The sequence below is a fragment of the Patulibacter sp. NPDC049589 genome, assembly GCF_040675535.1.
In the GTDB taxonomy this organism is placed as follows: domain Bacteria; phylum Actinomycetota; class Thermoleophilia; order Solirubrobacterales; family Solirubrobacteraceae; genus Patulibacter.
In genome coordinates this window covers 1-13,110 of record NZ_JBFAPC010000029.1, presented here as the reverse complement: position 1 = coordinate 13,110, position 13,110 = coordinate 1, and the positions used below count along the sequence as shown (strand labels likewise).

Annotated in this window: 13 protein-coding genes; 2 read left to right on the top strand and 11 right to left on the bottom strand. The window is 74.9% G+C overall.

Going from position 1 to position 13,110, the window contains the following annotated elements; all coding sequences use genetic code 11:
* Positions 1 to 36 precede the first annotated feature (36 nt).
* The gene (locus AB0L40_RS07785) at positions 37 to 1,551 is read right to left on the bottom strand and encodes a SpoIIE family protein phosphatase (RefSeq protein WP_364351687.1); all 1,515 of its coding nucleotides are present in this window, start codon (positions 1,549 to 1,551) and stop codon (positions 37 to 39) included.
* Positions 1,552 to 1,771: 220 nt separating this feature from the next.
* Between AB0L40_RS07785 and AB0L40_RS07780 the strand changes: the two genes are divergently transcribed.
* On the top strand, positions 1,772 to 2,185 hold the full coding sequence (locus AB0L40_RS07780) for a Na-translocating system protein MpsC family protein (RefSeq protein ID WP_364351685.1): 414 nt from the start codon (positions 1,772 to 1,774) through the stop codon (positions 2,183 to 2,185).
* Here AB0L40_RS07780 and AB0L40_RS07775 read toward each other — a convergent pair.
* From AB0L40_RS07775 to AB0L40_RS07755, 5 genes are all read right to left on the bottom strand, one after another.
* Positions 2,160 to 3,233, bottom strand: coding sequence for a HAMP domain-containing sensor histidine kinase (locus AB0L40_RS07775; RefSeq protein ID WP_364351683.1), 1,074 nt, complete (start codon positions 3,231 to 3,233; stop codon positions 2,160 to 2,162). The genes AB0L40_RS07780 and AB0L40_RS07775 overlap by 26 nt on opposite strands.
* Positions 3,234 to 3,241: 8 nt before the next feature.
* Entirely contained in the window at positions 3,242 to 3,895 is a 654-nt protein-coding gene (locus tag AB0L40_RS07770) for a response regulator transcription factor (RefSeq protein WP_364351681.1), read from the bottom strand.
* 1 nt (position 3,896) lies between these two features.
* Positions 3,897 to 4,142 (bottom strand): hypothetical protein, encoded by a 246-nt coding sequence (locus AB0L40_RS07765; protein WP_364351679.1) that lies wholly within the window; start codon positions 4,140 to 4,142, stop codon positions 3,897 to 3,899.
* 119 nt (positions 4,143 to 4,261) lie between these two features.
* Positions 4,262 to 5,218, bottom strand: coding sequence for a VWA domain-containing protein (locus AB0L40_RS07760; protein ID WP_364351677.1), 957 nt, complete (start codon positions 5,216 to 5,218; stop codon positions 4,262 to 4,264).
* The gene (locus AB0L40_RS07755; RefSeq protein WP_364351674.1) at positions 5,215 to 6,579 is read right to left on the bottom strand and encodes a trypsin-like peptidase domain-containing protein; all 1,365 of its coding nucleotides are present in this window, start codon (positions 6,577 to 6,579) and stop codon (positions 5,215 to 5,217) included. Before AB0L40_RS07755 ends, AB0L40_RS07760 begins: the two co-directional genes overlap by 4 nt.
* A 207-nt stretch (positions 6,580 to 6,786) precedes the next feature.
* Here AB0L40_RS07755 and AB0L40_RS07750 point away from each other — a divergent pair, with 207 nt between their 5' ends.
* Positions 6,787 to 7,809 (top strand): MBL fold metallo-hydrolase, encoded by a 1,023-nt coding sequence (locus AB0L40_RS07750; protein ID WP_364351671.1) that lies wholly within the window; start codon positions 6,787 to 6,789, stop codon positions 7,807 to 7,809.
* A gap of 43 nt (positions 7,810 to 7,852) precedes the next feature.
* Here the strand turns inward: AB0L40_RS07750 and AB0L40_RS07745 are convergent, their stop codons facing one another.
* The 5 genes from AB0L40_RS07745 to AB0L40_RS07725 all read right to left on the bottom strand — a co-directional run bounded on the left by AB0L40_RS07745 (position 7,853) and on the right by AB0L40_RS07725 (position 12,124).
* Positions 7,853 to 8,389: a hypothetical protein gene (locus AB0L40_RS07745; RefSeq protein WP_364351668.1), complete on the bottom strand. Its 537-nt coding sequence runs from the start codon at positions 8,387 to 8,389 to the stop codon at positions 7,853 to 7,855.
* 119 nt (positions 8,390 to 8,508) lie between these two features.
* Complete coding sequence (locus AB0L40_RS07740) at positions 8,509 to 9,330, bottom strand: crotonase/enoyl-CoA hydratase family protein (RefSeq protein WP_364351665.1); 822 nt, start codon at positions 9,328 to 9,330, stop codon at positions 8,509 to 8,511.
* Positions 9,331 to 9,382: 52 nt separating this feature from the next.
* Positions 9,383 to 9,580 (bottom strand): hypothetical protein, encoded by a 198-nt coding sequence (locus tag AB0L40_RS07735; protein ID WP_364351662.1) that lies wholly within the window; start codon positions 9,578 to 9,580, stop codon positions 9,383 to 9,385.
* A gap of 36 nt (positions 9,581 to 9,616) precedes the next feature.
* Positions 9,617 to 10,747, bottom strand: a complete 1,131-nt coding sequence (locus AB0L40_RS07730; RefSeq protein WP_364351659.1) for an acyl-CoA dehydrogenase family protein — start codon at positions 10,745 to 10,747, stop codon at positions 9,617 to 9,619.
* A gap of 162 nt (positions 10,748 to 10,909) precedes the next feature.
* Positions 10,910 to 12,124, bottom strand: a complete 1,215-nt coding sequence (locus AB0L40_RS07725) for an acyl-CoA dehydrogenase family protein (RefSeq protein WP_364351656.1) — start codon at positions 12,122 to 12,124, stop codon at positions 10,910 to 10,912.
* Positions 12,125 to 13,110 lie beyond the last annotated feature (986 nt).

The window sequence follows — 13,110 nt, the reverse complement described above, 5'->3', positions numbered from 1 at the left end:
CCCGATGGACGCCCGCGACGTGCCGGTAGCGGGCCGTCAGCCCGACGGTCGCGTGGTGCCGCCCGCGCCGCCGGTCGGGGAGAGGACGACCAGCGTGGCGTCGTCGGTCAGCGGCTCGTCGGACGCGTGGAGCACGGCGGCCTCGATCGCGGTGACGGTGTTGGCGGCCGTCGGGTTGGGCGCGGTGCGCGCCGCGGCGACGATGCCCGCCGCCCCGAACGTCCGCCCGCCGCCGGTCGGCCGGTCACGGATCCCGTCGGAGTAGAGGATCACGCGGTCGTCGGGCTCCAGCCGCCGCGTGTTGACGGGCACGCCGCCGGCGCCCCGGCCCTCGTCGTCCTCACCGGCGACGCCCAGGACCTCGCCGGTGCCGGCCCCGAGGCGCTCGGCGCGTCCGTCCGCGCTGATCAGGATCGGCTCGGGGTGCGCGCGGTTGATCCACGTCAGCTCGGACGACCCGGCGTCCCAGCGGGCGACGATCGCCGTGGCCGTGGCGTCGGGCATCCCCAGGCCGGTGAGCGTGCGGTCCATCAGGCCGACGGTGCCGGCGAGGTCGTGGTCGTTGCGCCGGCCGGCGCGGAACGCCCCGAGCAGGACCGCGGCCAGGCCGGCGGCGCGGGGGCCGCTGCCGGCCGCGTCGGCGATGCCGATCCAGGCGCCGTCGGGGTTCTCGGCGTAGTCGAACCAGTCGCCGCCGACGTCGTAGGAGGGCAGGACGTTGCCGGCGAGCCCGGCACCGCCGATCCGGGCGACCCGCGGGGGCAGCAGGTTCTGCTGCATCTCCGACGCGGGCGAGATGCGCTGGCGGCGGGCGGCCGACGCGAAGACGTCGGTGTAGGCCCCGCCGAGCCCGAGCGCGGCGGCGCCCTGACGGGCCAGATCCTGGAGGGCCTCCTCCCGCGCACCGACCGCGATCAGGGCGCCCGTCGCCCGGCCGCGCAGGTACATCGGCACGACGGCCGCGCCGGGCATCCGCTCGCCGACGACGTGCCGGAGGCTCGCGATCGCGCTGCGCGGCAGCTCGGGGCCGACGCCCAGCGACACCGGCAGCTCGGCGGGGAAGCCGTCGGGACCGTGCAGGCGCAGCAGGCGCGAGCCGTCGATGTCGACGACGTAGAGCGCGACCTCCTCGACGCCGGCCAGCCGGCGGGCCTCGGCGACGATCTGCTCGCCGAGCAGGTGCGGCGGGACCTTGTTGAGGACGTCGGCGACGTCGAGCACCGCGGGGGTCGTGCCGGCCAGCTCGCCGGCGGGGCGCAGCGCGTCGCGCTCGTTGGCCTCGGCGTCGTCGCGGGCCTGCTGCGCGGCGGCGGCCACGAGGTCGCTGCGGCGCGGGAAGTGCCGGTAGGCCGTGGCCCGGCCGACCTCGGCCGCGGCGGCGATCCGCTCCATGCCGGCGTCGGGCTGCTCGCGCAGGACGCGCATCGCCGCCGACACCAGGCGCGTGTAGTTGAGCGCCGCGTCGCTGCGCTGCCGCCGGGCGGAGCGGGGCGCGCCGGTGGGCATCACGGCGTCGGGGGTCGGGTCGCGGTCGGGCTGCTCGCCGGGCACGGGTGGGCGCTCCTCTCGGCACCGGCGGAGGGGAAGTGGGGCCGCCGACGCCCGTCTACCGAGACGCGACGTCCCAGTAGGTCTCCCGATGCTACCGCCGGAGGCGTGTTTGTGGGCCGATCGGCCCGGATTCGCTAAAGTGAGACACATTGGGCGCCGTACCCCGAGGAACCGAGACTCTACGTATCGGTTACGTGCGGCCCCTCCGACCCCGACCGCCATGACGCAGCTCGAACCTCCCGTCAGCCCGACCGCCCGCAGCCCGCTCCAGGCGGTCGCCGACGCCGTCGCCCGGCACTACAAGGAGCAGTTCGGGCGCGGCCCGCAGCGCTGCCGCGCGCATTTCGCCGGCCGCGACGCGATCCTCGTCGTCCTCGACGGCACCATGTCCCCGGCGGAGCGCCGGCTGACCGACCTGGGCGAGGGCGAGCGGGTGCGTGGCGCCCGCTCAGCGCTCCAGCGCGCGGTCCAGGGCGACCTCGTGGCCGCCGTGCAGGAGGTCGCCGGGCGGCCCGTGCAGCACGCGGTGAGCGGGATCGACGTCGAGCACGACGTCGCGACCGAGCTGTTCACGCTCGATCCGCCGGCCGGGTCGGCCGACGGCCCCCTCAGCGCGTCGGCCCCGGCAGGCTGACCGTCACGTCGAGCCCGCCGGTCTCCGGCGCCTCGATCCGGGTCGAGCCCCCGTGCGCGTCGACGACGGCGCGCACGATCGAGAGCCCGAGCCCCGAGCCCGTGCCGTGGCGGCCCAGCCGCTCGAACGGCTCGACGATCCGCGCGATGTCCGCGGCGGGCACCCGCGGCCCGCTGTTGGCGACCCGCAGGGTGGCCCAGGGCCGTCCGTCGCGCTCGCCCTCGGCGGTCTCGACGCGGACCCAGCCGCCGTCCTCGTTGTAGCGGACGGCGTTGTCGACCAGGTTGATCGCGACCCGGCCGAGCATCGTGCCGTCGCCCCACGCGCGGGCGGCCGGGGTGCGCGGGTGGACGGACAGCTGCAGCGTCGGGCAGGCCGGGGCCTCGGCGACGGCGGCCCGGGCCGTGGCGGTCAGGTCGACGTCCTCGTGGCGGTCCACCCCGCGCCGCGAGCGGGCCAGGACCAGGAGGCCCTCGAGCAGGTCGTCGAGCTCGTCCGCGCCGGCCAGGACCCGCTCGCCCATCGCCCGCAGCTCGGCGTCCGTCGCGTCGGGGTCCGCGAGCGTGACGTCGACCTCGGTGCGGATCGCGGTCAGCGGCGTGCGCAGCTCGTGACTCGCGTTCTGCACGAAGCGCCGCTGGGCGAGCATGCCGGCGGAGAGCCGGTCGAGCATCGCGTCGAACGTGTCGGCGAGCTCGCGGACCTCGTCGTGGGGGCCGTCGAGCGCGAGCCGCTCGTCGAGCCGCTCGTCGGAGACCCGGCGGGCGGCGGCGGTGACCCGGCCGATCGGGCGCAGCGCGCGGCGGGCGGCGACCCACCCCAGGGCGATCGCCAGCAACGTGGTGCCGACGAGCACGAGGACGAGCTGCAGCGCGACGCGGTCGAGGATCGGGTCGGCCAGCCGGTCCGACAGCGTGCGGTGCAGGTGGCCGCTCAGCAGCCCGTAGGCGACCACCAGGACGACGAGCGTGGACGCCGCGAAGAGCGTCGCGTAGAGCGCGGTGAGGCGGGCCCGGAGCGGCAGCCGCGGGACGCGGGGCCGGCGCACCGGGCGCCTCAGATCCGGTAGCCGGCGCCGCGCACCGTCTGGATGACCCCGGGCTCGCCGAGCTTGCGCCGCAGGGTCACGAGGACCATCCGCACCGTGTTGGTGAACGGGTCGACGTTCTCGTCCCAGACGCGCTCGAGCAGCTGCTCGGTCGTCACGACCTGGCCGTCGGCGGCCAGCAGCTCCTGCAGGACGCCGAACTCCTTCGGCGAGAGCTCGAGGTCCTGCCCCGCGCGGCTGGCGACGTGGCGGGCGGGGTCGAGCTCGACGTCGTCGTGCCGCAGCACGCTGGGCCGCACCCGGCCGCTGCGGCGCCCGAGGGCGTCGACGCGCGCGGCGAGCTCCGCGAAGCGGAACGGCTTGCTCATGTAGTCGTCGGCGCCCAGCGCGAGCCCCTCGACCATGTCGTCCAGGGCGCCGGCGGCGGTGAGCATCAGGATCTTCGTGCCCGGCTGCTCGGCGTTGAGCGTGCGGCAGACCTCGTCGCCGTGCGTGCGCGGCAGGTCGCGGTCGAGCACGATCACGTCGTAGGGGTTCACGCGCGCCTTGTAGAGCGCCGCGTCCCCGTCGGCGGCGATGTCCACGGCCAGGCCGCTGCGGCGCAGGCCGCGCGCGACGGCGTCGGCGACCCGCTCGTGGTCCTCGGCGACGAGCACGCGCATCTCAGACGTCCCCCGCCCGGCGGCCGCGGTCCTGCTCCCAGGGGCAGGCGACCCGGTGGACCGTGACCTCCGGGGCGGTGCGCCCCGGCGTGGAGCGGTCCGGGGCGGGGCGCTCCTGCTTGACCGTCTCGGCCGCGCGCTGCAGCTGCGGATCCATGCCGGACAGCCCGCCGATCCCGAACGCGAGCAGGGCGACCCCGCTCGTGCCGGTGAGGAGCAGCGGGGCGACACCGCGGAGCGACAGCATGACGCGTCCATCGAACCACCCGGGGCTGAGCCCCGCGTAAACGGGAGCGCGGAAGCGTCCCCGGGTCCGCCGCCGCCCGGCGCGCCCCGGGCGGCGCGGCTCCGGGGACCAGGGTCCGGCTAGACGATGCGGCCGGTGAGCCGGAGCGACACGCCGGCGCCGACCACGAGGAGGACCAGCGCGATCCCGACGGGGAGCGACGTCAGCTGGTCCTTGCCGGGCTGCTCCGCGACGGCGGACCCGAGCCGCTTGTAGACGGCCTGCAGGGCCTCGGTCGTCGGGGCGTCCGAGGTCGTGCCGCCCGACGCGTCCGCGATCTGCCGCATCGCCTCGCGGTCCGGCGGGACGCGCTCGGTCTTCGTGGTGCCGTTCGCGCGCTTGGAGGTCAGGGTGCCCTCGTCCGTGCCGAGGGCGATCGTGTAGACCGGGACCTTCAGGCGGCCCGCCCGGCGCGCGAGCGCGATCGGGTCGCGGCCGCGGACGTTCGCGCCGTCGGAGAGCAGGACCACGGCCGCGGGGGTCTGGACGCCCGCGGCGCCCTGCGGGCGGACGATCGCCAGGGCGGCGGCGAGCGCGTCCCCGGTGGCGGTCGAGCCCGCGCCGGTCAACGTGTTCAGGGCGTTCTTCACCCGCGCGCGATCGGTGGTCGGCGACGCCAGGAGCTTCGTCTTCTGGTTGAACGCCAGCGCGCCGACCCGGATCTGCGCCGGGACCTGGTCCAGGAACGACGACGCCGCGGCCTTGACGGCCTCCATCCGGTTGGGCTTGAGGTCCGCGGACCGCATCGAGCCGGAGCGGTCGGTCACGAGCATCACCGTCGCCTGCTCGATCTTCTTCGTCACGTCGTGCTGGGGCCGCGCGAGCGCCACGATCAGGACGGCGGCCGCCAGCAGGTAGATCGCCGGCGCGACGTGGCGGTGCCGCCGGCTGCCGCCGCGGGTGACCGACGGCATCAGCGGGGCGGTCGCCCACGGCTCCGCACCCCGGGTCCTGCGCCGCTCCCACCAGACGTAGACGGCCGCGGCCGCCGGCACCAGCAGGAGCGCGACCAGGAACCACGGGGCGACGAAGCTCACGGGATCGAGGGCGTCTGCGGGTTCAGGGGGTTGGTCGGGTCGCTGGGCGTCGACGGGGACGACGGGGTCGTCGGCGTCGCGGTGGTGGGCGTGCTCGACGCGGGCCGGTCGCCGAGGGTGACCTGGACCTTGCGGGTGTCGCCTCCGCGGCGGACCTCGAGCTCGATCTTGTCGCCCGGCTTGTGCGCGTTGATCGTCCGGGTGACGTCGGAGGACTGCTGGACGTCGGTGCCGTCGATCTTCACGATCACGTCGCCGTCGGGGTCCGCCACGCCGTTCTGGGCGGCGAGGCTGTTGGCCTGCAGCTTGGCCTGCTGCGCCGGGCTGCCGGGGCGGACCTCGGCGACCAGCGCGCCGGAGCCCTTGTTGACGTCCCCGACCGAGACGCCGAGGTAGGCGTACTGGACGGACTTGCCGGCCTCGAGCTGCGGCACGACGTCGCGGATGGTGTCCGACGGGATGGCGAAGCCGATGCCGACGCTGCCGCCGCCCCCGCTGGCCGTGGCGATCTGCGAGTTGACGCCGACGACCTCGCCCTTGACGTTCAGCAGCGGGCCGCCGGAGTTGCCGGGGTTGATCGGCGCGTCGGTCTGGAGGACCTTGTCGATCTGGAAGTTCGTCTGGGCCGGGATCTGCCGCCCGACGCCGGAGATGATGCCCGCCGTCGTCGTCTGGTCGAGCCCGAACGGGTAGCCGATCGCGACGACCGGGTCGCCGGTCTGGACGTCGTCGGACTCCGCGATCTTCAGCGGGACGAGCTTGTCGGCCTCCTTCGGGTCGATCCGCAGGACCGCCAGGTCGGAGGAGACGTCGGTGCCGAGGACGCGCGCGGGGATCTGCTTGCCGTCGTCCTTGAAGCGGACGCGGACGCTGGAGGCGCCGGCGACGACGTGGTTGTTCGTGACGATCGTGCCCTTGTCGTCGTAGACCCAGCCGCTGCCGCTGGCCTCGTTGGTCTTGATGAAGACGACGCCCTCGTGGGCGGCCTCGTACGCGGCCTTGACCTGCGACGCGGTGGACCCGCCGTTGCCGCTGCCGGCCACGACCGTCCGCTCGACGGTCTTCTGGTCGACGAGCTGGGTGCCGATCGCGATGCCCGAGACGACCAGCGCGACGACGCAGAGCGCCACCAGCGGCCAGATCAGCGCGCGGCGGGCGCGCTGCCAGGGCGACGGGCCGTCGCGAGGCGGGCGGCCGGCCGGTGGCGTCAGCCGCCCGGTGCGGTGGACCTGCGTGTCGTCCTGCTTCGAGGAGAGCGGCGGGCCGGTCGGCGCCGCCGGCGCGTCGGGCTCGGCGTCGAGCCAGCCGTGGTGGTCGTCCTCGGAGGGACCATCGGACCAGAGGGAGCGGTTGTCGGGCATCAGGGAGACGTTCGGGGCAGGCTCCGCGGAACGCGGAGTCCGAGGAGCATCCCGCAGACCGCGTCAGCGGTGCGTAAGGACCTCGGTCCCGGGCCCGTCCTGCGGGCCCAGGTCGCGCCGCGCGGGGCGGAGGGCATCCCCCGGCCGGTGCCCGGGTGCGCCGGCGCACGAACGTGCGCGCGGCCGGGCGGTACCGTCAGGGGGCGCATGAGTACCGCCTCCGACGTCCCATCGCCCGCCGTGGAGCTGCCCAGCGGCGTCGTCGCGATCTCGATCCCGACGCCGTTCGCGGTCGGCCCGGTCAACCTCTACCTCGTCGAGGACTCGCCGCTGACGCTCGTCGACGCCGGGCCGGCGACGGCCCTGGCGCTCGAGGCGCTCGAGGCGGCGCTGGCCGCGCGCGGACACCGCGTCGAGGACCTCGAGCGGATCGTCCTGACGCACCACCACGTCGACCACTTCGGCCTGGCGGCGCAGCTGATCCGCCGCTCGGGCGCCGAGCTGCACGCGTTCGGCGGCATCGCGGACTGGCTCGGCGACTACGCCCGCCGCTCGGCGCAGGAGATGCGCTTCATCGAGCAGCGGCTGCTCCGTCACGGGCTGCCGAAGGAGGTCGCGCTCGGCGGCCGCGCGGCCGACGCGATGGTCCGCGGCTTCGCCGAGCCCGTCCGGGTCGACCGGCCGCTGGCCGAGGGCGACGTCCTCGCGTTCGACGACCGCGAGTGGCAGGTCCACCACCGCCCCGGGCACTCGACCAGCGACACCGTCTTCCACGACCGCGCGGCCCGGTTCCTCGTCGCCGGCGACCACCTGCTGTCGCAGGTCTCCTCCAACGCCGTCCTCTCCGAGCCGCTCCTGGTGGCCGAGGAGGAGGCCGACCCGACCGTCCGCCTGACGCCGCTGCGCGACTATCGGGCGTCGCTGGCGCTGACGCGCGAGATGGACCTCGACCTCGTCGTCGGCGGCCACGGCCCGCCCGTCACCGACCACCGCGCCCTGATCGACGAGCGCGCGGCGGCGACCGAGCGGCGGCTGGACCGGATCGTCGACGAGATCGCGGCGGGCAACAGCACCGCCTTCGACATCGGCCGCGCGATCTGGGGCCGCACCGCCTACGTCCAGGCCCACCTCGTGATGTCCGAGGTGATCGGCCACCTGGAGCTGCTCGAGGGCGACGGCCGGGTCGCCGGCGAGGAGCAGGACGGGGTCCTGCGCTTCTCCGAGGTCTGAGCGGGTCCGGGGCCCCGCGCGTCGGCGCGCCGCCGCCGGCGGCCTACTCGCAGACGGGGATGGCGGGCAGTCCCAGCTGCGTGATCCGCCCCTTCTCGGCGAACCCCGCGATGACGTCCTTCCCGCCCTCGGTGACGGTCACGAAGGTGCCGCCGAAGAGCTCGGAGCGCTCGGCCTTCGCCGTGAAGCCCGCCGCCCGGTAGCGCGAGACCATGCGGCTGCTCGTCGTCCCGACCGTCACGCCCTGGTCGGTCCGGACGCCCTTGCCGAACGTCAGGACGGTGAGCTTGCCGCCGTCGAACTGGGCGGTCCCGCGCAGCGCCTTCGGGGCCTTCGGGCCGTGCAGCACGTAGGTGATCGGCAGCGGCGGGCCGCCGAGCGGGCAGCCGGTGCCGCGGCCCGACAGCCAGCCGGTCTTCACCGCGGCGGTGCGGGTCATGCCGAGCTTCAGCGGGCCGGCGCCCTGCGCGGTGACGGTCGTGGGCGCCGGGCCGGCCGCGGCGGGGCCCGTCGGGCCGCCGATCGCCGCGACGGTGGCGGCGCCGGCGAGGAGGGCGAGGGCTGGTCGGGTGGCGCGCATGGCGCCACCGTACCGGGCGGGTCCGGGTGCCGCGCGGCGTGCGGACGCGTGTCCGCACCGGATGCCGGGGCCCCCGCGCCCGGGTCCGGCGCGGGCGTGCGCGCGGGCCCCGGGGTCGGTCAGACGCCCTCGGGCAGCGGCAGCAGCGGGCCGTAGTCGCCCGGCTGCTTCGTCATCGCTGCCGTCGCGGCGGCCATCTGGTTCGGCGAGCCGATCAGCGGGCGCTGCAGCTTGGACTCGAGCAGCAGCCGCGTGGCGTCGTCGCCCTCCCAGGCGTCCTGCAGGAGCGTCTTTCCGAAGCGGATCGCGTCGGGCGACTTGCCGGCGATCTCGGCGGCCAGCGCCTTCGCGGCGGCGAGCGGGTCGGCGTCGGTGCGCGTGACGACGCCGTAGCCCTGGGCCTCCTCGCCGGAGAAGATCCGGCCGGTGAACGTCAGCTCCTTGGCCACGTCCTGGCGGACCAGCGGCGGCAGCGTGACCATGAGGCCCATGTCGGGCACGAGGCCCCACTTGATCTCCATGATCGAGAGCTTCGCCTCGGGCGTCGCGATCCGGATGTCGGCGCCCAGGGCGATCTGCAGCCCGCCGCCGAAGCAGTTGCCGTGGATCGCGGCGACGACGGGGACCGGCACGGTCCGCCAGTCGTACGCGACCGCCTGGTAGAGGTTCGTCAGCTCGCCCGGCAGGCGGTCCTCGAGCGTCGCGGCGTTCGCCAGCGCGCCGTTGGTGAACGCGTCCTGCACGTCGAGCCCGGCGCAGAAGCTCTTGCCCTCGCCGGACAGGACGACCGCGCGGACGTCGTCGTTGCCGCGCAGCGCGACGGCCGCGTCGTGCAGCCCCTGGAACATGGCCCCGTCGAGGCCGTTGTGCTTGTCGGCGCGGTTGAGGCGCACGTCGGCGACGTGGTCCTCGATCGTCACGGTCACCCGGTCGTTGCTCATGCCTCCATGGTCCCGCTTCCGGCCGCGTCGTGCCATCGCGGTGACGCGGACGTCAGGTTCGCGACCGGAGATACCGCACGAGCACGACGACGCCCACGGCGACGAGGACCACGAAGAGCACCGTCATCGTGATCGCCGTCCAGTCCGGCGCGACCAGGTAGGACCCGTTCTCCTCGTCGCTGCCGCGCAGCTCCTGTGCCGCCACGGCGGGGGTGGCGGCGTGGACGACGGAGAGCGGGACGGCGGACACCGACGTGCAACGTACACGCCGGTGCCGGTCGTCGGGTCAGGCTGGGACGACGCCCGTCAGCAGCTCACCGGCGACGCGGTCCGTCGCTCCGGCGGCCCCGCCGACGAGGCGGCGCGAGAGCTGCGCGCGGCGGAAGTACAGCGGCGCGTCGTGCTCCCACGTCGCGCCGATGCCGCCGTGCACGGAGATCTGGACGCGGGTCGCGACGTCCAGCGCGTGCTCGGCGCCGGAGCGGGCGGCCGCCGCGGCCAGCGCGAGCTCGCCGGGCGCGTTCGCGTGCGCCCAGGCCGCGTAGATCAGCAGCGACTTGGCGTTCTCCAGCAGGCGCAGGACCTCGACGAGCTGGTGCTTCACAGACTGGTAAGAACCAATTGCGCGCCCGAACGTGTGGCGCTCCTTGGCGTAGGCGATCGCGATCGGCAGCAGCGCGTCGACGGTGCCGACGGCCTCGGCGGCCAGGAGGCCCTGGGCGACGTGCCAGGCGCGGCGGAGCGCGAGCTCGTCGGCCTGGATCACGCGGCCCTGGGCGTTCTCCAGCGTGACGTGCCCGAGCGGGCGGGTCGCGTCGTAGCGCCAGAGGCCCTCGACGCTCACCCCCGGGGCGGACGCGTCGACGAGGACGGCGACCGGGCCGTCGGGCCCGTCGGCGGTGACGAGCAGCTGGTCGGCCTGCGCGGCGTCGGGGACCCAGTGGGCCGCGCCGGTCAGCGTCGCGGCGTCGCCGTCCAGCTCGGCCGTCGGCAGCGCCGCGCGCAGCACGCCGCGGTGCGGGTCGCCGGTCCAGCGGGGCTCCTGGTCGGTCGGGGGCGCGGCGGGCAGCCACGCGATCCGGACCTCGCCGCTGGCGACGGGCTCGGAGGCCTGGTCGTCGGCGGCGTCGAGGATCGTCGCGGCGGGCAGCGTCGACACGAGCGGCACCGGGGCCAGGACGCGCCCGGCCTCCTGCGCCACGAGCATCGCGTCGTACAGGCCGAGGCCCGCGCCGCCGCCGTCCTCGCTCGTCAGCAGGCCGGTCCAGCCGGCCTCGACGACGGTCTTCCACAGGTCGGGACGCTTCGTCTCGTCCTCGAGCGCCTCGCGGGCGGCGGCGACGGTGTCGACGCGCTTCAGCGCGCCGCGGGCGGCCTCGCGCAGGAACTCCTGCTCGTCGGTCAGCGACAGATCCATCTCAGTGCTCTCCTCGGATGAGGTTGTGGAGTCGTGCCGGTCGGGGACCGAGGAGGCCTCCGACGGGGGCCGAGAGCCAGGCTCCTGCCTGACCGAGGTGCCCGGTGGGGGCATCCGAAGCGTCCGCGGCCGTCACGGACCGCAAGATCATCGAGGGGAGCACTAGCCCACCTGCTCCGTCTCGCGCGCCTTCAGCTCGCTGAAGGGCACGCCCTTGTCCGACCGCGGCTCGGGCGGCAGCCCCAGCACGCGCTCACCGATGGTGTTGCGCAGGATCTCCTCCGTGCCGCCGGCCGACTTCAGGCCCGGCAGGAACGAGATCATGTAGCCCCACTCCGACCCCTCGTCGAGGGCGTCGGGGCCGAGCACGTCGGCGATCAGGTCGCCGGCGTCGATCGCGGACTTCACGACCGTGACCTTGCCGAGGCCGAACTCCGGGCCGGGCAGCTTGCCGCCGGCCAGGTCCGACAGCAGGCGATGGCCCGCGAAGCGCGACGCGATCATCTCGGTGCCGACGTGGCCGAGGCGCTGGCGGACCTCGGGGTCCTCCGCGGCGCCCGGGGCGGACGCGACGCCGGCGGCGAAGCGCTCGGCGGAGTAGCCGATCGACGTCGTGCCGATCGAGAGGCGCTCGAACATCAGGACGGTCAGCGCGGTGCCCCAGCCGCCGCCGACCTGGCCGAGGACCGCGTCGGCGGGGACCTCGACGTCGTCGAGGAAGACCTCGTTGAACTCGGCCTCGCCGGAGATCTGGCGCAGGCCGCGGATCGTGATGCCCGGGGCGTCCATCGGGACGATGAACATCGTCAGGCCCTTGTGCTTGGGCACGTCCGCGTCGGTGCGCGCGAGCAGCACGCCGAAGGCGGAGAACTGCGCGTTGGTCGTCCAGACCTTCTGGCCGGAGATCTTGAACGAGCCGTCGTCCTGCTGGACCGCGCGGGCGGTGACGCCGGCGAGGTCGGAGCCCGCGGCGGGCTCCGAGAAGAGCTGGCAGAAGACCTCGTCGCCGTGCAGCAGCGGGCCGAGATACCGGCGCTTCTGCTCGTCGGTGCCGTGGACGATGATCGCCGGGCCCATCATCCCCAGGCCGATGAAGTCCAGGGCGCCCGGGACCTGGGCGCGTGCCAGCTCCTGGTTGACGATGACCTGCTCGATCGGCCCCTTGCCGGCGCCGCCGAACTCCTCGGGCCACGTCACGCCGCAGAGGCCGGCCTCGGCGAGCTGGCGCTGCCAGCCGCGCCAGGCCTCGATGCGCTCGTGCTCGTCCTCGATCTGGCCCTCGCCGAACACGATCGGCGCCTCGGCCTTGTGCTCGTCCAGCCATCCGCGCACCTGCGCGCGGAACGCCGCCTGCTGCGGGTCGTCGTTCAGATCCACCGTCTGCTCCTTCGCGTCCGTGGGGGACGCTCGCCGGGATTCGCCTGGCCGACCAGCCAGTCAAGCGACAGCGTAGCGCCAAAAGCGAGAGGTGCCACCTACCGCTTTCGGCGCGATCGCTCCCGATGGTCGGGGGCGAGGACGCGGGCTGCTGTTGAGGCTGATGCGCGAGAGCGGTCGGAGGGCCGGTGGGTGTGGGGTGTGGGTGCGGCGGGGGCGGCGTGCCGCCGCGGGGGGAGGTGTTGGGACTGGTGCCGGGGAGGAAGGTTTGGTGGTGGGCGGCGCGGCGCCGGGTCGACTTCCCTGCCCCGGCCCAGGCGGGCCGCCCCGGCCGGCACGGGCGGCGAACTCGACATGCTCACCAACCTGGCCAAGCGGGCGAACAACTCCACCGCCGTCCGTCGCGCAAGACCGCGAGACGACGCTGCTGCGGATAGGGTCCGCAGCGCTCGGCGCCGATCGCGCCGTCAAGGCACTGGGGCCGCGCGAGGGCCTGGCCCCCGCGGACCAGCGCCGCTACGACCAGCTCGCCGGCCGGATGGCCGTGCGGCAGGCGGTGAACACCCAACGCACCGACGACCCCAGCGGGGGTGGTCGTCCGCGGCCGCGAAGAATGTCGCTCGGGACATCGCGACCTGGCGCCACACGCACGACCTGCCGTTGAACGATCGTCAGCAGGAAATCGTCGACCGCATCAAAACCGTCCAGTCGCCCGAACGCGCGCCGGACCGGAATCCTGGCTATAGCTCCTGAACACAGCCTCCGGAGCGAGGTGGACCGTCCCGACGTCCTGATGTCCCGCGTCAAGATCTCTCGCACACCTGTTAGTTGAGCCCGGCGGTCCCGCGGAGACGCGGCTGGCGGCTCGCGAAGGGCGCCCGGAGGGCGACCGAGTCAAGTCGCGTTTTGTGGTGTAGCTCGGTTTCGTGATCGAGAGTGGTTCGTGGTCGGAGGTCGTGGGTCGCGTGGTGCCCGGCCCGCGAAGC